This is a genomic window from Qipengyuania seohaensis, assembly GCF_002795865.1.
Taxonomy (GTDB): domain Bacteria; phylum Pseudomonadota; class Alphaproteobacteria; order Sphingomonadales; family Sphingomonadaceae; genus Qipengyuania; species Qipengyuania seohaensis.
The window spans coordinates 1,577,824-1,597,399 of sequence record NZ_CP024920.1 but is presented as its reverse complement, the minus strand read 5'-3'; the positions used below and the strand labels follow the sequence as shown (position 1 = coordinate 1,597,399).

Annotated in this window: 20 protein-coding genes; 5 read left to right on the top strand and 15 right to left on the bottom strand. The window is 62.5% G+C overall.

From position 1 onward, the window contains the following. Window positions 1-40 precede the first annotated feature (40 nt). From CVE41_RS07860 to CVE41_RS07840, 5 genes are all read right to left on the bottom strand, one after another. The gene (locus CVE41_RS07860) at window positions 41-3,511 is read right to left on the bottom strand and encodes an efflux RND transporter permease subunit (protein ID WP_100260149.1); all 3,471 of its coding nucleotides are present in this window, start codon (window positions 3,509-3,511) and stop codon (window positions 41-43) included. Window positions 3,512-3,515: 4 nt separating this feature from the next. After that, window positions 3,516-4,712: an efflux RND transporter periplasmic adaptor subunit gene (locus tag CVE41_RS07855; RefSeq protein WP_100261436.1), complete on the bottom strand. Its 1,197-nt coding sequence runs from the start codon at window positions 4,710-4,712 to the stop codon at window positions 3,516-3,518. Between the two features lie 214 nt (window positions 4,713-4,926). Beyond that, window positions 4,927-5,193: a GlsB/YeaQ/YmgE family stress response membrane protein gene (locus tag CVE41_RS07850; protein WP_100260148.1), complete on the bottom strand. Its 267-nt coding sequence runs from the start codon at window positions 5,191-5,193 to the stop codon at window positions 4,927-4,929. Window positions 5,194-5,329: 136 nt separating this feature from the next. After that, complete coding sequence (gene sciP / locus CVE41_RS07845) at window positions 5,330-5,629, bottom strand: CtrA inhibitor SciP (protein ID WP_090477161.1); 300 nt, start codon at window positions 5,627-5,629, stop codon at window positions 5,330-5,332. Continuing rightward, window positions 5,630-5,923 carry a hypothetical protein gene (locus CVE41_RS07840; protein ID WP_100260147.1) on the bottom strand — a complete coding sequence of 98 codons (294 nt, stop codon included), beginning with the start codon at window positions 5,921-5,923 and terminating at the stop codon, window positions 5,630-5,632. Window positions 5,924-6,028: 105 nt separating this feature from the next. On the opposite strand from CVE41_RS07840, the gene mnmA reads away from it, so the two are divergent. Then, a complete protein-coding gene (gene mnmA / locus CVE41_RS07835; RefSeq protein WP_100261435.1) occupies window positions 6,029-7,183 on the top strand; it encodes a tRNA 2-thiouridine(34) synthase MnmA in 1,155 nt (384 codons plus the stop codon). Here the strand turns inward: mnmA and CVE41_RS07830 are convergent, their stop codons facing one another. Next, complete coding sequence (locus CVE41_RS07830) at window positions 7,184-7,522, bottom strand: hypothetical protein (protein ID WP_100260146.1); 339 nt, start codon at window positions 7,520-7,522, stop codon at window positions 7,184-7,186. A gap of 34 nt (window positions 7,523-7,556) precedes the next feature. On the opposite strand from CVE41_RS07830, the gene CVE41_RS07825 reads away from it, so the two are divergent. Beyond that, the gene (locus tag CVE41_RS07825) at window positions 7,557-8,690 is read left to right on the top strand and encodes a serine hydrolase domain-containing protein (protein ID WP_100260145.1); all 1,134 of its coding nucleotides are present in this window, start codon (window positions 7,557-7,559) and stop codon (window positions 8,688-8,690) included. Here CVE41_RS07825 and CVE41_RS07820 read toward each other — a convergent pair. From CVE41_RS07820 to pdxH, 3 genes are read right to left on the bottom strand one after another with little or no spacing between them, the layout of a single operon-like run. Next, entirely contained in the window at window positions 8,669-9,472 is an 804-nt protein-coding gene (locus CVE41_RS07820) for a PhzF family phenazine biosynthesis protein (protein WP_100260144.1), read from the bottom strand. The two genes, CVE41_RS07825 and CVE41_RS07820, sit on opposite strands and share 22 nt — an antisense overlap. After that, complete coding sequence (locus tag CVE41_RS07815; protein ID WP_100260143.1) at window positions 9,469-10,404, bottom strand: cation diffusion facilitator family transporter; 936 nt, start codon at window positions 10,402-10,404, stop codon at window positions 9,469-9,471. Before CVE41_RS07815 ends, CVE41_RS07820 begins: the two co-directional genes overlap by 4 nt. Beyond that, window positions 10,401-11,024 (bottom strand): pyridoxamine 5'-phosphate oxidase, encoded by a 624-nt coding sequence (gene pdxH / locus CVE41_RS07810; RefSeq protein WP_100260142.1) that lies wholly within the window; start codon window positions 11,022-11,024, stop codon window positions 10,401-10,403. The genes CVE41_RS07815 and pdxH overlap by 4 nt, the downstream gene beginning before the upstream one ends. Before the next feature lie 201 nt (window positions 11,025-11,225). Between pdxH and CVE41_RS07805 the strand changes: the two genes are divergently transcribed. From CVE41_RS07805 to fabI, 3 genes are read left to right on the top strand one after another with little or no spacing between them, the layout of a single operon-like run. Then, window positions 11,226-12,173 carry a DnaJ C-terminal domain-containing protein gene (locus CVE41_RS07805; protein ID WP_100260141.1) on the top strand — a complete coding sequence of 316 codons (948 nt, stop codon included), beginning with the start codon at window positions 11,226-11,228 and terminating at the stop codon, window positions 12,171-12,173. A 5-nt stretch (window positions 12,174-12,178) separates the two neighbouring features. Beyond that, window positions 12,179-13,168 (top strand): YihY/virulence factor BrkB family protein, encoded by a 990-nt coding sequence (locus CVE41_RS07800; protein WP_100260140.1) that lies wholly within the window; start codon window positions 12,179-12,181, stop codon window positions 13,166-13,168. 23 nt (window positions 13,169-13,191) lie between these two features. Further along, window positions 13,192-13,998, top strand: a complete 807-nt coding sequence (fabI, locus tag CVE41_RS07795; protein WP_100261434.1) for an enoyl-ACP reductase FabI — start codon at window positions 13,192-13,194, stop codon at window positions 13,996-13,998. 1 nt (window position 13,999) lies between these two features. Here fabI and wecC read toward each other — a convergent pair whose 3' ends face one another. The 6 genes from wecC to CVE41_RS07765 all read right to left on the bottom strand — a co-directional run bounded on the left by wecC (window position 14,000) and on the right by CVE41_RS07765 (window position 19,563). Beyond that, entirely contained in the window at window positions 14,000-15,265 is a 1,266-nt protein-coding gene (gene wecC, locus CVE41_RS07790; RefSeq protein WP_100260139.1) for a UDP-N-acetyl-D-mannosamine dehydrogenase, read from the bottom strand. Between the two features lie 72 nt (window positions 15,266-15,337). Then, window positions 15,338-16,462 carry a non-hydrolyzing UDP-N-acetylglucosamine 2-epimerase gene (gene wecB, locus CVE41_RS07785; protein WP_100260138.1) on the bottom strand — a complete coding sequence of 375 codons (1,125 nt, stop codon included), beginning with the start codon at window positions 16,460-16,462 and terminating at the stop codon, window positions 15,338-15,340. 42 nt (window positions 16,463-16,504) lie between these two features. Then, window positions 16,505-17,110, bottom strand: a complete 606-nt coding sequence (locus CVE41_RS07780; RefSeq protein ID WP_100260137.1) for a hypothetical protein — start codon at window positions 17,108-17,110, stop codon at window positions 16,505-16,507. A gap of 90 nt (window positions 17,111-17,200) precedes the next feature. Further along, complete coding sequence (locus CVE41_RS07775; RefSeq protein ID WP_090477139.1) at window positions 17,201-17,728, bottom strand: demethoxyubiquinone hydroxylase family protein; 528 nt, start codon at window positions 17,726-17,728, stop codon at window positions 17,201-17,203. Next, window positions 17,725-18,204: a disulfide bond formation protein B gene (locus tag CVE41_RS07770; RefSeq protein ID WP_100260136.1), complete on the bottom strand. Its 480-nt coding sequence runs from the start codon at window positions 18,202-18,204 to the stop codon at window positions 17,725-17,727. Before CVE41_RS07770 ends, CVE41_RS07775 begins: the two co-directional genes overlap by 4 nt. An 18-nt stretch (window positions 18,205-18,222) precedes the next feature. Next, entirely contained in the window at window positions 18,223-19,563 is a 1,341-nt protein-coding gene (locus CVE41_RS07765; RefSeq protein WP_100260135.1) for a S41 family peptidase, read from the bottom strand. Window positions 19,564-19,576 lie beyond the last annotated feature (13 nt).

Here is a 19,576-nt window from a genome sequence, read left to right as displayed (position 1 = left end):
GGAAAGGGAAGTCAATCCATCCGCCATATTCAGGCGACGATCACTCGGCCGGATCGATCCCGGCTTCTCCGTGTGCACCACCGGAAACCGGCTTGCCATCATCGCCGGGGCGATAGGTCAGGAAACGCCTGCGCATCCAGGGCCCTGCTCGCTTTTCGAAGCCGTCAGCCAGGCTGAATCCCGCCGGAACGATCAGCAGCGTCAGTACGGTCGACAGGATGAGGCCCCCGATGACCATCGTACCCATGGGCGCACGCCATGCTCCGTCGCCAGAGCCTAGCACGCCTGACAGAGCGGTCGGGACCATGCCTGCGGTCATCGCAACTGTTGTCATCACGATGGGCTGTGCGCGCTTGTGACCGGCATCGATGATCGCGTGCAGCTTGCGTGTGCCGCGATCCATCTCCTCGATAGCGAAGTCGATCAACAGGATGGAGTTCTTGGAGACGATACCCAGCAAAAGCAGGATACCGATATAGACCGGCATGGATTGCGGCTGACCGAACATCCAGACAAGCAGGATGCCTCCAAGCGGAGCCAGGGCCAGCGAGGTCATGTTGACCAGCGGGCTCATCAAGCGCTTGTAGAGAAGCACAAGCACGGCGAACACCAGCAATACACCCGACAGGATCGCGATCATGAGGCTTGAGATCAGCTCCTGCTGCCATTCGTCTTCACCAACAACGTCACGGATCACTCCCTGGGGCAGGTTCTGGAGAATCGGCAGCTGGTCGATTTCCTGCTGCGCTTCGCCTTTCACCACACCTTGGGCGAGGTCCGCACCCACCAGGACGCGGCGGTTCTGATTGTAACGCTGGATAGCCGTGGGGCCTGAGCCGAACGAAACATCGGCAACGCGTGACAGGGGCACAGAACCGCCCGAGGCCGTCTGTACGGGAAGGTTCTTGATCGTGTCGAGGTTCTCGCGCGATTGCTCCGGCAGCTTCACCGTAATCGGGATCTGGCGATCGGAGAGCGAGAACTTCGCCGCGTTCTGTTCGATCTCGCCCATCGTGGCGATGCGGATCGTCTGGCTAAGCGCGATTGTGGAAACGCCCAATTCGGCAGCGATGTTGTCACGCGGCGTGATCAGGATTTCAGGGCGGTTGATATCGGCACTGATGCGCGGCGCGACCAGCATGTCGATGCCCTTCATCTGCTCCACGAGGGTAGCCGCGGTCTCGTTCAGAAGTTCCGGGTCCGAGCCAGCGAGCATGACGGTCATATCGCGGCCGGAACCGAAGCCACCGGATTGCGACGCGAACCGTACGCGCGCATCGGGGATCTGTGCGAAGATCGGCGCAATTGCGCGCTCGAACTCGATCGAGGTGCGCTCGCGGTCAGGTCGCAGGGTTATATAGAGCGTCGCCTGTCCTTCACGCACACGCTCAAGAGCAAGTTCGACTTCCTGCTGCTCGTAGAGAATGTCGGCAACCTGGTCGACGACGCGTTCGGTCGTCTCGAGCGTGGTGCCGGGCACCATCTCGATTTCGACGCGGCTGTTTTCATCGTCGATGACTGGCTGGAACTGGGCCGGGGTAATGGAGAAGAGCAGGATGGTCAGAAGAAGGGAGAAATAGCCGACCCCAAGCATCCAGATGCGGTGATCGAGGAAGCGGGCGCGCATATATTGCCAGCCGTCGCGTATATTCTGGCCGCAGAAGCGCACGACCAGGCCGAGCAGAGCAAACAAGGCAAGGATCGCCAGGAAACCAGCGCCGAGCGATGCAATCAACTGCACGAACTCGATCAAGCGCGAAACCAGACCGGCAAAGAAGCCGTCGTCCGCGCCGACAACGGCGTCAACCAGCTCAAGCCCGGAAAGCATGCCCGACACCGTGAAGGTCGCAAAGGCGGAGAATGTCAGGGTAAGCAGAACGACGCACAGGAGGCCGATCGCATAAAGCCACCGGCGCCGGGGGCTCTCAACGCCTTCGCGCGCCGCGTACATCTTGCCCCGGTCAAGCGACCAGCGCAGGACGCCCATGTACCGGTCCATCATCGGGCCTTCGCCATGCGACTGCTGGCCCTTGGCCTTGAGGAAATACGCCGCAAGCATCGGTGTGATCATGCGCGCCACAGCCAGCGACATAAGCACGGCTACAACCACGGTGAAGCCAAAATTCTTGAAGAACTGCCCCGAAATGCCGGGCATCGCGCCGACCGGGAAGAAGACTGCGACGATGCAGAAACTGGTCGCCACAACCGGCAGCCCGATTTCGTCTGCCGCATCGATCGACGCCTGATAGGCACTCTTGCCCATGCGCATATGCCGCACGATATTCTCGATCTCGACGATTGCGTCGTCGACCAGAACCCCTGCCACAAGCGCAAGCGCAAGCAGCGATAATTGGTTCAGGTTGAACCCGAGCAGGTCCATGAACCAGAACGTGGGGATGGCGGAGAGCGGGATCGCAACAGCCGAAATCGCCGTCGCGCGCCAGTCACGCAAGAAGAAGAATACGACCACCACTGCCAGGATCGCGCCTTCGATCATGGCAGCCATAGCGCTGTCGTACTGGTTCTTTGTGTATTTGACGGTGTTGAAGAGAGGAATGAATTTCACGCCCGGGTTGGCGGCTTCGATCTCTTCGATTTTCACCAGGGCTTCTTCGAACACTGTGACGTCGGAAGCACCCTTGGCGCGGGACATCGCGAAGTTGACGACTTCCTTCTCGCGCACCTTGCTGATCGAAGTGCGTTCGGAAAAGCCGTCGCGCACTGTAGCCACATCGGAAAGCTTGACCGTGCGTCCGCCACCGAGCTGGATTTGCCGCTCGCCCAGCTCGAAAGCGCTGGCATTGCTGCCAAGGACACGAACCGACTGACGCGTGCCGCCGACTTCAGCCATCCCGCCAGCCGCATCGAGATTGTTCTGCCTGAGCACGCCGTTGATCTGGCTGGCAGTTACGCCAAGCGCCTGCATGCGTGGAAGGTCGAGTATGACCTCGATCTCGCGATTGACGCCGCCGAAGCGATTGACCTCCGCCATGCCTTCGATGCCGAGCAGCTGCTTCGCGACGGTATCGTCGATGAACCAGCTAAGACCCTCGATCGTCATATCGTCCGCTTCGACAGCGTAGATCGCGAGGAAACCGCCGGAAATTTCTTCCTTGGTGATCCTCGGCTCGAGGATGCCGTCAGGCAGGCTACCGCGGACCTGGTCGACCGCGTTCTTTACTTCCGCGACCGCATCGTTCGGATCAGTTCCGATCTCGAATTCGATGAAGGTATTCGAGCTACCCTCGCGCGCCGTCGAATTGAGCGATGCCACACCATTGATGGAGCGCACTGCGGATTCAACGCGCTGCGTGATCTGGTTCTCGATCTCCGTCGGCGCAGCGCCGGGCTGCGAGATCGTGACGTTGACCGCAGGAAATTCGATATCCGGATTGTTCACGACATCCATGAACCTGAAGCTGATCAGGCCAGCCAGCAGGAGAGCCGTGAATGCAACCAGGGGGATGACCGGGTTACGGATCGACCACGCCGAGATGTTGCGGAAATTCACGCGCTTACTCTCCGCCCTGCTTGACCAGCTCCGGCACGACGGTTTCGCCTTCGGTCAGGAAGCCGCCGGCCCTCAGTACGACTTTCTCGGATCCGGTCAGGCCTTCTGCGATCACGATGCCCTTCGAGGTTACCTCACCGGTCGTCACGCTGCGCCGAACAGCCTTGTTCTCGTTGTCGATGATGTAGACGTAATCACCTTCGCTATCGGAGAGCACCGCGCTTTCCGGAAGGATCGGAGCCACCAGCGTGCCGCTAGAAATAGTTGCAGTAGCGAAGCCGCCTGGTCGCAGTTCGGGCGCATAGGGAAGCGCAATGCGCGCCGTTCCCTGGCGATCCTGCGCGTCGATGGTCGGAGCAAGCTGCCAGATCTGGCCCGAGAACGTCTTGGCGGACCCCGCGGGCGTCACTTCTGCGGACTCGCCCGGTGACAGGCGCGCAAGATCGGTCTCGCTAAGGCGTGCCAGCATTTCCATTTCGCCGCCCTTGGCGATCAGGAAAAGCGGCGGAGAGCCGCCGCTGACGGTCTGGCCTGGCTCAACATTGCGTTCGAGGATCAGGCCGGCACTGGGTGCGACGATGTTGAGGCGCGCATTGCGGGCCTGCAGTTCGCGCAGCGAGGCCTGTGCCACGCGAACCCGGGCCACGGCCGCATCGCGAGTGGCGGTCAGGCGATCGACATCGGCCTTGGAAACAAACCCGCGCTCCACCAGTTGCAATGCGCGGTCCAGATTGGCCTGCGCCAGATTGGCATCGGCTTGGGCGACCTGGATCTGTGCTGCGGCGCTCTGTGCCTGCTGCGTCTGGACCGAGCGATCGATTACCGCCAGCACTTGGCCCTGGCGCACCCAGCTGCCCTGCTCGACAGGTACCGAAACGACACGACCGCCTTCGCCGACAACGCCAACCGGCATGGAACGGCGCGCGGCAAGCGTGCCGGTGGCCGTGATTTCGCCAGTGACAGTCGTACGACCCGGAGCGATGACGCTAATCGACGGCGCCTGCGCATCGCGGTCGTCGTCGGCAGCCGTTTCACCGCCCGACATCAGCATATACCCGCCGATGATTGCCGCTAGTGCGAGAACAACAGCAATGACCCAGCGGGCCTTGCCGGTCGTGAGGCGCGCGAAACCGCCCTGCTCTGCGAACTTTACGTTCGAGGCATCACCAAGGTCGGATTTGATTTCGGTCTCGTAATTCATTCGTTCGCCCCGGTCGGTCACAACCTGTTTACTCGGCCACTGTATTAGTCGAGTAAATCACAATGCGCAAGACTGCGCGTTTCCGCCCTACGAGCGTGCTTCGATGAGAGCAATGGCGCACTCTATGAATAGGCGACCCTGCCTGACGAACGGGCACGAAAAAGGGCGGCAGGTTTCCCCGCCGCCCCGTTTTAAGCTCTTAATGTAGTCGGTTTTACCGGACCCGGCCACGCTGGACGAGGTTGGCAATGCCGAGCAGTACGACTGCGCCGACGACTGCAATGATGAGACCGGTCACCGAAAATTCCTGGACGCTGCCCGAAACGCCGAGCAGCGGGCCGGCGATCAGGTTACCGAGGACCGAACCCACGCAGCCGACTACGATGTTCCAGAAAATGCCCATCGAGGCATCACGGTTCATGACGAGGCTTGCGAGCCAGCCGGCAATACCACCGACGATAAGTGCGATAATCCAACCCATTGTATTTCCTCCTGCTATTTGCCGTCGCCCTCCCCTCGAAAGAGGCAAAATGACGGAAGAACCCCACGCCGCATTGCGGAGCGGGGATAGTCGGAAAGCGAATGGATTCGGGATTGGTTCCCGCAGTCGGAACCGCTCAGTACTTGAACTGGCGCTCGTATAGATCGCGGTAGTGCTGGATCCGCGTGACCCGCAGGCCCTGCATGCCGGACCGATCGACTGCCCGCTGCCAGGAAGCGAACTCTTCCAGCGTGAGCCCATAGCGTTCGAGAACTTCGTCGATGGTCAGCAGCCCGCCATTGACGGCAGCCACCACCTCGGCCTTGCGGCGCACGACCCAGCGCTTCGTCTTGGGCGACGGAAGGTCCTTCAAGGTGAGCGGCTCGCCAAGCGGGCCGATTACCTGTGCAGGGCGGATGTCCTGGTTCTCGATCATCTATTTCTCTTTGTCGCCATGCACCGCACCATTTGCGGCTCGAGCAGGGTTTAGCCCAGCTACTTTGCCATGCACTAAATCAGCGTGGTTAATGGCGCTTTTACCATTTTCGCAATTTTCACGCCGAACTTCGCCGAAGGCTTCGAACCCGCCGACCGAACCCTTGGCGAGTTCGGCCCGCAGTTCGCGAGTCGCCTCTAGGCGCGCGACGAGCTCGGTCCAGCGAAACCGCTGCAAAACCTCGCTTTCGCGTCCGTCGACGAAAGACTTCCTGTTGATGTGCCCCTCAAACATGCCATCCTGAATAGCGCGCTATGGTAAAGAGACTGTGAAGCATCCACTCAGGCGCAAATCCGTAAATGGTGGAGATGCAGCGCAAGGGCGTGTATGGGGCGCGCCATGCCCGAATCCCGCCTCCTCGAACCGGCCGCTGCGGCCGACCTTTTCGACCTGCCTCGTCCGGCAAGCGAATGCCGCATCGTCGTGGCGATGTCGGGTGGCGTGGACTCGTCCGTTGTAGCCGCACTCGCCGCAAAGAGCGGGGCCGAAGTCATTGGTATCACGCTCCAGCTGTATGACTATGGCGCAGCCACAGGCCGCAAGGGCGCCTGCTGCGCGGGCGACGATATCGCCGACGCACGTGCCGTCGCCGACCGGCTGGGCATTGCCCATTATGTCTACGACCACGAAAGCGCCTTTCGCGAAGATGTGGTCGAGGCGTTTGCGGACGAATATCTGGCCGGGCGCACGCCTGTGCCCTGTATCCGCTGCAACATGGGGCCCAAGTTCACCGACCTGTTCGCCATGGCGCGCGAACTTGGCGCTGACTGCCTCGCCACCGGGCACTATGTCCGGCGGGTCATGGGGCCGGCAGGCAGCGAGTTGCACCGCGCGGTGGATCCGGCCCGTGACCAGTCGTACTTCCTGTATGCGACCACACAGGACCAGCTGGACTACCTGCGTTTCCCGCTCGGCGGCTTGCCGAAGGCGGAAGTGCGCGAACTGGCCGAAGCGGCGGGCCTGCGCAATGCCGCCAAGCCCGACAGCCAGGACATCTGCTTCGTGCCGGATGGCGACTATGCCAAGATCGTCAAGAAGATGCGGCCAGAAGGCGCGGCTGCCGGAGAGATCGTGCACGCTGCAACAGGCGAAGTGCTCGGCAAGCATCAGGGCGTCATTCATTACACCGTCGGCCAGCGGCGCGGCCTCGATATCGGCGGCCAGCCGGAGCCGCTCTACGTAGTGGGTATCGATGCCGGAGCGGCTCGCGTCCTCGTCGGGCCGAAGCGAATGCTGGCCGTGTCGAGCGCGACCGTCATCGAGACCAATCGCATCGGCCCGGTGCCGGATGCAGGTCTGACGGCGAAGGTGCGCAGCATGGCCAAGCCGGTTCCGGTGACGATCGAAGGACCTTTCGGAGAAGGGGCGACAACGAGGATCCGCTTCGCGCAACCCGAGTTTGGTGTTGCGCCTGGTCAGGCAGCCGTCATTTATGCCGGCGAGCGGGTCATCGGCGGCGGCTGGATCGACGAAACCGAGCGTCTGACGGCCTGATCAGCGGTCCCATTCCTTGAGGATGCAGCCGTAGCCTTCACGGTACGTCGCCGTATCGGAAGCGATCAAGGGGACGCTGGCGGTCACGGTCATCGAGTCCGTATTTTCGCTCAGCATCACGAATTCCATGCCTTCCAGCTTGTCCTTCGCGCAGTCCGAGAGGCTGCGTCCCGCAACGAACCGGCATGAACACGCCACGCGTGCGCCATAGGCAGTGCCAGCTTCGGCCGTACGCCTCACGCTGTCGCCCCAGGCGAGCCATAGCGCGCCAGCCAGCAGAGCAACGAGGATCAGGAGCCATAGCCAGCGGCTGGATAGAAGTGAGCGATTTTTCGCCATTGCGAGAGTGGTTTCCCCGTGCGAGTGCGTGCGTATGATTCTGCGGTCGCGCTCCCTTATCGCCCTTGTCCTTGCCACTACAAGCCTCGCGTCCTGCGGCGACCCCGGACCTGCAGAAGAGCCGCCGCTAAGCGAGGAAGCGCTTGAGGCCGTGACGGACAACGCAGGTGCGCCGCGCAAGGCGCTGGCCCGTGAAATCGACGATTTGTTCGAAATGGAAGGACTTGGCGATACCCGCGCGCTCATCGTGATGCACGACGGGAAGATCGCGGCGGAACGCTATGGCGAGGACTACGATGCGGATACACGTTTCGTCAGCTGGTCCATGGCGAAGACCGTGACCGCGATGCTGATCGGACAATTGGTCGGTGACGGGCTGCTGCGCCTCGACGCGCCCGCACCGGTGCCACGCTGGCAAAGGAGCGGCGACCCGCGCGCCGACATCACGCTGCGTCACCTGCTCCAGATGCGCTCGGGCCTCGAGCATACAGAGGCCGGCGACCCGCCCTATGAGAGCAGCGAAGTGCGCATGCTATTTCTCGAAGAGCGCGACGACATGGCCGGTTTCGCGACGGCCCAGCCGCCGGAAGCGGAGCCGGGCGAGAGGTTCGAATATTCCTCGAATACCACTGTCATCCTTGCCGACATTGCCGCTCGTGCACTCACGGAGAGTAGCGATCCCGACGAGCGCCGACGCGCAGTGAGCGATTATCTCCACGCCCGCCTGTTCGATCCGCTCGGAATGGATTCCATGGTCCTAGAGTTCGACCGAGCCGGGACGCTCATCGGAGGAAGCCTGATGCATGCCGACGCCCGCGACTGGGCGAAGCTGGGCGAGCTGCTGCGCCGCAAGGGCTCGCATCGCGGCGAGCAACTGGTGCCGCGCAGCTGGGTGGAAGAGATGGTGAAATCCAGCCCCGCGTCACCGCATTACGGACTGCAGACCTGGCTCAACCGGCCCAATGGCGAGGATGAACACCCGCTCTTCCCCAACCGCGCACCGCAAAGCGCCTTCGCAATGATCGGCCATATGGGGCAGTATGTTTTCGTCTCGCCCGAGCAGGGGTTGACGGTGGTGCGTCTTGGCCACTCCAATGCCGCCGAACGCAAGGCCATGCTGCAGCAACTGGCCGATATTATCGAACTCTACCCCTCTGAAGGCAGGTAGAACTCGCCTTTCACCACGGTAACGCAGTCGCCCGACAGCCAGGCCTGGCCGCCTTCGCGTCGACAGGTCGCATGACCACCGCGCTGCGAGGCCTGGAAGGCAGTGAACTGGTCGCGGCCGAGCTTCTCGGTCCAGAACCACGTCAGGGCGGCATGGGCCGAGCCGGTGAAGCTGTCCTCGTCGACGCCGCCGCCAGGAACGAAGACCCGGCTGACCACATCGGTATCGCTTCCGCGCGCCGTGCAGATAAACTGGTCGTTCCCGAGAGCCTTGAGCCCGCGCATATCCGGCTCGATCGCACGCACTGCCGCTTCGCTCTCGTAAAGATAGACGCCGTAGCCTTCGGGATTGAGCCAGACTTCCTGCGGTTCTGCACCGAGTAGAGCCGCCGCTTCATCCCACGACCCACGTTGTGTCGGGATCAGCGGAAGACCTAGTTCATAACCCGCTTGCGCCTTCCTGACCTCCAGTATTCCGGCCTTGCGCGTACGGAAGGTAACGCGGTCTGCGCCACCAGCCGAAAGCAGGACGTGACCGCTCGCCAGCGTCGCGTGGCCGCACAGGCGCACTTCCTCCGTCGGCGTGAACCAGCGTAACTCGTAATCCGCCTGCCCGCTGCCGTCAGGAATTACGAACGCGGTCTCGGCGAAGTTGTTCTCTTCTCCGATGGCCTGGAGGACATCATCGTCCAGCCACACTTCCAGAGGCATTACAGCGGCCTGATTACCTTTGAACGGCGCGTCCGCGAAAGCGTCGACATGCCAGTATTGGAGTACGGTCACTTGTCGCCTCCCAGACGATCGAATTCGTTTTCCTCGACCAGCGGGTTGTCCGGTTCGTCGACATGGCCTTCGGGATCGATGTGGATCAGCAATTCCATGTCGGGGAACTGGCCGCACAGGTCCTCCTCGACGCGCTCGATGATGTCGTGCGCCTCTTCGACCGTCATGGTGCCGGGCAGGTCCACATGGAACTGCACGAAGTCACGGTGCCCGCTGGTACGCGTGCGCAGGTCGTGCAGGTTCGACAGTTCTGGGTGCTTGGCCGCCGCTTCGACGAAAGCGAGGCGCTTATCTTCCGGCCATTCGCGATCCATCAGATCATCCACCGCATCGCGCGCGGCGTTGAAGGCGCCCCAGGCCAGCCATGCTGCGATTGCGAGGCCGAACGCCGGGTCAGCGCCTCTCAGTCCCGCGAACTGGTCGAGGACGAGGGCGGCGATTACGGCGAGATTGAGCAAGAGATCCGACTTGTAATGCAAATGGTCGGTCTTGATCGCCAGACTGCGCGTCCGGTTCATGACGTAGCGCTGCCACCCTAACAGCGCGAAGGTGAGCACGATGGCGACAACCGATACGCCGATCCCCTCCGCCGCGGCCTGTGTCTGCTGACCTTCGGCGAGCTGAAGGATTGCGCGGGTCGCGATGCCGAAAGCCGACAGGGATATGAGCATGACCTGGAAGATCGCAGCCAGCGCCTCTGCCTTGCCATGGCCAAAGCGATGGTCTTCGTCTGCCGGCTGCGAGGCGATCCACACGCCGGTAAGTGTGGCGAGGCTGGCGATGAGATCGAGCGCGGAATCGGCAAGACTGCCGAGCATGGCAGTCGAACCGGTTTTCCAGGTCGCCCAGGTCTTGAGCGAAACGAGGATGACGGCAACGCTGATCGAAGCCAGAGCGGCGGAGCGTGCGAGGCGGGCGCGATCGGTGCTCATGGATAGAGCAACGTGTTCGACCAGCCATCGGTCGCCGCTGTTCGCGTGAAGCGACGGCGGTCATGCAGGCGGTACTGGCGGTCCTGCCAGAATTCGATCGCGGTCGGCGTCAGCAGGAAGCCGGTCCAATGCGGCGGGCGCGGGATGTCACCTTCCGGATAGCGTTCTTCAAGCGCCGCCACACGGTCGAGATAGACCTGCCGGTCCGGCAGCGGGCGTGACTGGTCGGACGCAGCAGAGCCGATTTGCGAGACACGCGGTCGCGAGTGGAAGTAGGCGTCCGCCTGTTCGCTGCTGACTTCCTGCAACGGTCCTTCGATACGGATTTGGCGGCGCAGGCTCTTCCAGTGGAATAGGAGTGACGCCTGCATGTTGGCGCGGATTTCCTCGCCCTTGCGGCTTTGGGCATTGGTGTAGAACACAAAGCCGCCGCCCTCGCCCCAATGCGTGCCACGCCCCTTCAGCAGCACCATGCGTACCGAGGGCAAGCCGCTTTCGCTGGCCGTGGCGAGCGCCATGGCATTGGGATCGTTCGGCTCGCTCGCCTTCGCCTCTCCGAACCATTCTTCGAACAGGGTGAACGGATCGGTGACGGGAATCGCGCTTTCGCTATCGCTCATCGGGCAGTCCTACAGAGTGGAACGGGTGGAACACAGTCCTGGCGCAAAAAACCCTGCCCGTACGATTGCGCGCGGAATGGCGGAACTTCGCGGGCGGCAGGTTGGTTGAGGCAGTGCATGACGCGTTCCCTATATCCCGCTTCGTCCGTAGGAAAGCCTCTCCGCTTGCGCGGACAACGTGTTGCACCTAGCTAACACGCTATGGCCGATCCCTATTCCACCCTTGGCGTCCCGCGCTCTGCATCCGAAAAGGATATCAAGAGCGCATACCGCACGCTCGCCAAGGAGCTTCATCCCGATCGCAACAAGGACAACCCCAAGGCGGCCGAACGCTTCAGCGAAGTGACGAACGCCTACGACCTGTTGTCGGACAAGGACAAGCGCGCCCGGTTCGACCGGGGCGAGATCGATGCCGAGGGCAATCCGACCAATCCGTTCGGCGGCATGGGCGGCGGGTTCGGCGGCGGCGGTCATCCCGGCGGCCAGCGCGGCTTCAGGGCAGAGGATTTCCAGGGCTTCAGCCAGGAGAACGTCGACCTGGGCGACATTTTCGAAGGCTTGTTCGGTGGCGGGCGGACCAGCTCGCGCGGACGCGGCGATCCGTTCGGCGGGCGCCGCGCACCGCCACCCAAGGGCGCGGATATCGCCTATACCCTGCGCGTCCCCTTTACCGATGCGGCGTCGCTAAGGGACCAGCGCATTACGTTGGCGGACGGCAAGACCATCGATCTCAAGCTGCCCAAGGGCCTTGAGGACGGCACGCAGATGCGCCTCAAGGGCAAGGGCGAACAGGGTCCCGGCGGCGCAGGCGACGGGCTCGTTACGATCCGCATCGACCGGCACAAACTCTACAAGCGCGACGGGGACGATGTGCGCTTCGACCTGCCGATCACGCTCGACGAAGCGGTGAACGGCGCGAAGGTCCGCGTGCCCACAGTCGATGGCCCGGTGATGATGACCATCAAGGCCGGCACCAGCGGCGGCTCGGTCCTGCGCCTCAAGGGCAAGGGTTTTTCCAAGAAGGACGGTAACCGCGGCGACCAGCTCGTGACGCTTGAAATCCAGCTCCCCGCCGATCTCGGCGAACTTGCCAAGCGGCTCGATGGGTGGAAGGACGAAAGCGACCCACGGAGCAAACTCGGGGTATAAGGCCTTTGGTACATCATCCGCTTCCGCAGCCTGAAGAGCGCGAGGTCCGGTCGCTCTCTCCGGAAGCGCGGCGGCAGGAGGCGGTCACCTTGCGTGGCCGCGTGGCCAAGCGGGTCGGTCCCGGCACCCAGTTCTTCCAGGTATTGAAGCGAACTGCTGTCGGCACGTTCAACGACGGTTTCATTCATGCCGGCAACCTCGCCTATCTGGCGATGCTGTCGATATTCCCGTTTTTCATCCTTGGCGCGGCGATCTTCTCGCTATTCGGCGAGGAGGCGGAGCGGGCAGCGATGATCAATGCCGTCCTCGTCGCACTCCCCCCGATGGTCGGAAACGTGATCGAACCCGTCGCGCGCGACGTGATCGAGGCACGCAGCGGCTGGCTCTTGTGGGCAGGCGCACTCGTCGCGTTATGGACCGTGGGCAGCCTCGTCGAGACGATCCGCGATATCCTGCGCCGCGCCTACGGGACCAAGATGACCAAGGCGTTCTGGAAATACCGGATATTCTCGTCAGGCGTGATCATCGGGGCGGTGCTGTTGCTTATGCTTTCGCTGCTGGCACAGGTTGTGATCGGCGCGGCGCAGCAAGTCATCGAGGCCTATTTCCCGCAGCTTGTCAGTTACATTTCCGATCTCAGGATCTCACGCATCCTGCCCGCGATCGGCTTGTTCGGCTCGCTCTACATGATCTTCTATTCGCTCACCCCCTCGCATTACCGCCACCGTCGCTATCCGAAATGGCCCGGCGTGCTGTTCACGACGCTGTGGTGGATCCTGGTGACGTCGCTGATGCCCATCGTCCTGCGCAGCTTCTTCACCTACAACCTCACCTACGGCAGCCTTGCCGGGATCATGGTAGCGCTGTTCTTTTTCTGGCTTGTCGGGCTCGGGGTGGTTATCGGCGCGGAATTGAATGCGGCGCTTGCCGAAACGCCCGAGGAAGAGGAATTGGGCCAGAACGGCGAAGCCGGAGCGGTCGCGCAAACGGATTGAAGATCGAAGGAAGGAATGCAGCTATGGGCTCACTGATGCAGGGCAAACGCGGGCTGATCATGGGTCTCGCCAACGACAAGTCACTGGCATGGGGCATCGCCAAGAAGCTGCACGAAGAGGGTGCGGAACTGGCCTTTTCCTACCAGGGCGAGGCGCTGAAGAAACGCGTCGGTCCGCTCGCCGAACAACTCGGCAGCGATTTCACCTTCGAATGCGACGTGTCCGACATGGACGCGCTCGATAGCGCCTTCGACACACTGAAAAAGCGGTGGGACACCATCGATTTCGTCGTCCATGCCATCGGGTTTTCGGACAAGAGCGAGCTTCGCGGCAAATATGTCGACACCAGCCTCGACAACTTCCTGATGACGATGAACATCTCTGCCTATTCGCTGGTCGCCGTGGCGAAGCGCGCGCGCGAGATGATGCCGAACGGCGGCAGCATACTGACGCTGACCTATTACGGCGCGGAAAAGGTCATCCCGCATTACAACGTCATGGGTGTGGCCAAGGCGGCGCTCGAAACCAGCGTGCAGTACCTCGCCAACGACCTCGGACCGGAGAACATCCGCGTCAACGCGATCAGCGCGGGACCGATCAAGACGCTGGCGGCCAGCGGCATCGGCGACTTCCGCTACATCCTGAAGTGGAACGAGTACAATTCGCCCTTGCGTCGCAACGTGACGATCGAGGATGTGGGCGGATCGGGCCTTTATTTCCTGTCCGACCTGTCATCGGGTGTCACCGGCGAGACGCACCATGTGGATGCAGGCTATCACGTCGTTGGAATGAAGCAGGAAGACGCGCCGGACATCGCTCTCGACAAGTAGGTCAGACCACGTCGGGCCAGATACCGCGCGTGTCGTAGACGGCCTTGTTCTGGCGCTCTTCGGGCGGGATCACCTTGAAGACATCGTGATCGACCAGCGTGATAAGGACATCGCTTTCCTCAAGCGCCGTGTCGATGTCGACGAGCTCGGCACCGGTACCGTCGAATTCGCGCGGTAGCTCGCCCGCATAGGGTTCGACTACCTGGACCCGCTCGCCGAATTGCCGCGCTAGGCTGGCCGCGACGTAGCGCGCAGGGCTTTCGCGAAAGTCGTCGATGTTAGCCTTGAATGCGAGGCCAAGGCAGGCAACTTTCGCGCCCGGATTGGCTTCTACCAGTGACTTCGCGCGGGCGAGGACGTGGTGCATTTTGGCATCGTTGGTCTCGCGCGCCTGGCGGATGATCCTCGCTTCTTCGGGCGCGCCGTGGACGATGAACCACGGGTCGACCGCGATGCAGTGCCCGCCCACACCGGGGCCGGGGGTGAGGATGTTCACGCGCGGGTGCCGGTTGGCGAGGCGGATCACCTCCCACACGTCCAGGCCCTGCTTGTCCGCGATCATCGATAGCTCGTTGGCAAAGGCGATATTCACGTCGCGGAAGCTGTTTTCGACCAGCTTGGTCATTTCGGCGCTACGCGCATCGGTAGTGACGCACTCGCCCTTCACGAAGCGTTTGTAGAAGGCCAGCGCCTTGCGGGCACAACGCGGCGTGATGCCGCCGATCGAGCGATCGTTATGCGTGAGCTCTTCGAGGATCTTGCCCGGCAACACTCGCTCCGGACAATAGGCCAGGCTGACGTCGGGTTGTCCGTCCGAAAGGCCGGGCATTGCGAGATCGGGGCGCTCTTGCGCCATTGCATCGCGCATCGCCTCCGTCGTGCCGACCGGCGAGGTGGATTCGAGGATCACAACGTCGCCCTTCTTGAGGACCTTCGCCACGTTCTTCGCAGCAGCCATGACATAGGACGTATCCGGCGTATGGTTGCCGTCCTTGGCGAAGGGAGTGGGAACGGCGATCACGAATACATCGGCCGGGGCTACTTCTGTGGAGGCCTTGAGCAGGCCGCGCTGCACCACCGCCTGGACGAGACCGTCCAGATCGACTTCCTCGATATGGATTTCGCCGCGGTTGATCGTGTCGACCACAGTCTGCGTTACATCCACGCCATGGACGGGGCACCCAGCCCTCGCAATGATCGCTGCCGTGGGCAGGCCGATATAGCCTAGTCCGATGACACAGACTTCGGGTTTGATGTCGCCGCGCATTTTTAATGTGATTCCCGTCCCAAATTCCCCGCCTGCCTAGCCGACGAGGGTAAATTTACCAGTAACGCTAACTCAGGCTTCGGCCAGAAGGTCGCAGATGCGCTGTGAAGACTGGCCATCCCCGAAAGGATTGTGCGCTCTTGCCATGGCCGCATAGGCGACTTCGTCGTCCAGAAGGCGCAAAGTTTCGCGCACAATTGTGTCGGCATCAGTGCCCACGAGCTTTGCCGTGCCCGCCTCCACGCCCTCGGGGCGTTCGGTAGTCTCCCGCATGACCAGCACCGGTTTCCCGAGCGCGGGCGCTTCTTCCTGCACGCCGCCGCTATCGGTGAGCATGAGGTGGCTGATATCGAGCAGCCGCGCGAAATGCGGATAATCCAGCGGCTCGATCAGCGCGACATTGTCGAGCCCTGCGAGCTGCTCGTTCATCACCGCCCGCACATTCGGGTTGAGATGAACGGGGAAAATAACCGCAATATCATCACGTGATGCAATACGCTTAACCGCATTGGCGATATTCTGCATCCCGTCGCCGAAGTTTTCGCGCCGGTGGCTGGTCATCCCGATGATGCGCTTGCCCGCGAAACGTGCCTCGAGATCGGCGAGGCCCGAGGCAAGCGAAGGTTCCTGCTCGATGCGCGCAGTCACCCATTTGAGCGCGTCGATCACCGTATTTCCCGTGACATGGACGCTGGCGGAATCGACGTTCTCCCTCAGCAGCGCAGCCGCGCTGGTTTCGGTCGGCGCGCAGTGGAGCGCGGCGAAAGTGCCCACGACCCTGCGATTGACCTCTTCGGGCCACGGATGATGGATATTCCCGCTCCGGAGGCCCGCCTCGACATGGCAGACAGGGATCTTGCGGTAATAGGCAGCGATCGCCCCGGCCATGACGGTCGTCGTATCGCCTTGTACCACCACCCAGTCGGGCTGTTCTTCGTCGAGCACCTTGCCGATCCCGGTCAGAGCCCGCGCCGTCAGCTCGTCGAGCGTCTGTCCAGGCGTCATAAGGTCGAGATCGTGGTCGGGCGAAACCCCTGCGATATCGAGCACCTGGTCGAGCATCCCGCGGTGCTGCGCAGAGACGCAGACGCGGCTTTCAAAGCGCTCGTCCTCTTGCAGGGCGTGGACAAGGGGGAAAAGCTTGATCGCTTCGGGCCTTGTGCCGAAAACGGTGAGGATCTTGGGTCGCGCAGTCATGGGCGTGCGCTGTACCCGCAATTGGTTAACGGGCCATAGACCTTATTCGGGCTGCGGGTCCGCATCGGCATCGCCTGCAACCACGGTTGGGTCCGGCTGGGGCAGCGCCTCTTCATCGCCCGGCAGCGGCTCGCCGCGTTCGCGGGCCAGGCGCTCCATATATTCGCGCTCGATCATCTCGACATCGCGCTGCTGCAATTCGGCATCTTCATCGATGGTCGAAAGCCGTTCCGCACGCTGGGCCGCAATGATCTCCGAAAAACGGACAGCGGAGCCCTCGCGCTTTTCTTCATAGGCCTTGTCGATGAATTGCTCGGTACAGCCGGTGAAGTTTGCCGGTCCGGTCGGGGTGCACGACATGATGCCCGAGGCACCGACCATTTCGAAGCTTTCTACGCGGTCGGCCCAGCTCTGGTTTGCCGGACTCTTCGAATAGCGCAGCGCTTCAGGGATGCGGTAGCGTTCCGCCTCGGCCTTGCGCGCGCAGACGACGATCACATCGCCTTCGCTCGGCGGACATTCGTCTTCGCCGTAGACGATGACCATGTTGTAGCGGTCGTCGCCCGTATCCACCGGCACCTGCGCGATGGCCGGAGCGCCGAGCGTTGCGCCAGCGATTGCGACAAAGGCGAGAAGCGGCTTGGACATGGTCAACCTCGTGATTTGTGTGCGCGGACGAGTAAGCGCGTCCACGCGTGAACTGTCAATGAAGCGAACGGACGCGCGGCCCGGTTCCCTCTAGATGCGCTCGGAAATGCGGATCGCGGCGCGGCAGCCCAGGCGGATCAGTCCCGACAGCACGGGATAGGCGGGCGCGCGCTCTGCACCTGCGGCCAGCGCGGCATCGCGATGCTCGCGCTCGTCCTCGCGGAACTGCTCGATCATCGCGGCAAGCTCCGGATCCTCTCCCGTTTCTTCCAGCTGGTCGAGTTGGTCGGAATAGTGCTTGTCGATCTCGGTTTCGACCGCAGCTGTGCAAGCCATGGCCGCTTCCGGCCCGATCATCGCCGTGACTGCGCCCAAGGCGAACCCGGCTCGATCCCAGAACGGCTGCAACGCCGTCGGGCGAACGCCCCGGCGCGCCATAAGCGCATCGAACTTGGCCCGGTGGTCGGCTTCCTGCTCGGCCATCCCGGCGATTTCAGCCGAATGCGGTCCGCGATCTCCCATGACGGCAAGCTGTCCGGCGTAAATCCGCGTCGCGCCGAATTCTCCGGCCTGGTCGACGCGGATCATGCGGGCGATGTGGTCGGGGGTCTTGGTCATACTGCCTTGTCCTTTGCCAACAGGCGCAAGATGGTGAGCCCGCCCAGGGTGGACAAGAGGAAGTTGAAGCCCGCCAGGCTGATGCCGAACAGCGTCCAGGGCGCTTCGTCGCAGCGCACAAGCGGAGCGTTCATGATGGCATCGAGCGCGCTCTGCCCGTCATCGGGCAGCGGGGCAGCGGCGCAGGAGGTGATTCCCTCCCACAGTCTATATTCCACGCCTGCGTGGAAGAACCCGATGGCGCCAGATGTGAGGATGCCGCCGGCCGCCAGCGCGACGAGCAGCTTCTTGTTCGGCACAAAGAACGACAGCAGCGCGAAAGCGAGGGCGGCGAAATGGGGCCAGCGTTGCCACCAGCACATTTCGCAGGGGTAGAGGCCGAAGCCGTATTGCGAAATATACGCCCCTGCAAGTAGGGCGGCAGGGAGCGCAAGGGCCAGCCGCTGGGCCAGCTGCATCGAGAGCGTCTCGGTCATAGCGGGCGGGTGCTAGCCCTACTTGCGGCGCGCGGCAACCGAGCTCGGAGACGTGCGGCTGAGCGTTTGCAGTGCATAGTGGAGCTGGAAATCCTCGATGCCCTGCTCCTCCAGCTCTGCTGCCGTCATCTGGAAGCGCGGATCCTGGCGCTTGTCCGCCTCCATGTCCTCGTCCTTGAGGCCAAGCTCGTTGACGAGATGGCCGCGCAGATCGCTCTCGCGCATCAGGAAGCGGTTGCGCTTGGCAAGATCCGGATCGGACAGCTGCGGCACGGTGATGTCGGGCTTGATTCCGCCCTCCTGCACCGAATGGCCCGAAGGCGTGTAATAGCGCGCCGTCGTTAGTTTGAGAGCGGCATCGCGGCCCAGCGGGAGAAGCGACTGGACGCTGCCCTTGCCGAAGCTGCGCTCACCCATGACCACCGCACGGCGATGGTCCTGCAGCGCGCCAGCCACGATCTCGCTGGCCGAAGCAGACCCGGCGTCTATCAGGACGACGATCGGCAGGCCTTCGGCGATATCGCCCCGGAAGACCGTCTCGGCCTCGTAACTGATCGATTCGCCGCGTGCCCGGCCGCGCTGCGACACGATCTGGCCGTCGGTCAGGAAGAGGTCGGACAACGCCACTGCCTCGTCGAGCGATCCGCCAGGGTTGGAACGCAGGTCGAGCACGAGACCGGTCAGGCGGCCCGTTGCCTGCTTCTGCAGGTCCTTCCACGCGGCGAAGACATCGCTGCCGACATCGCGGGAGAATTCGTTGATCATGATATGGCCGATTGAGCCGTTCTCGATCTTCCAGGTAACTGGTTCGAGTTCGATCAGGCCGCGCGTCACATCGAGGTCGAAGGGTTCGTCGCGGCCGGGACGAAACACGGTGAGGCGGATCGAGGTGCCGGCCTTGCCGCGCATGCGGGCGACGGCTTCGTCAAGTTCGAGGCCGTAGATCAATTCGCCATCGAGATGGGTAATGTAGTCGCCCGCCTTGACGCCGGCTTCGTCGGCCGGGCTGCCGCGGAAGGGCGAGATGACCTTAACCGCGCCATCTTCGCCGACCACCGACAGGCCGAGACCGGAATAATTGCCGTCGATCATCGTTTCGAGCCGCTGGAGGTCCGATCCATCGAGATAGCCGGAATGCGGGTCCAGCGCGGCCAGCATACCGTCGATCGCGCCGTTGATCAGGACATCGTCCTCGACCGGCTCGACATAACTTGCCTTGATGCGCTGGTAGACCGCGAACAGCTTGCCGAATTCGGGCCCTGCGCTGCCTTCGACGCGCGCAAGCCCGGCGGTCGTTGCGGGGATCAGCGCAACGGCGGTCACAAGTGCAGCTGAACGGGCCAGTACGGCGAATTTCATCGGCAATATCCTT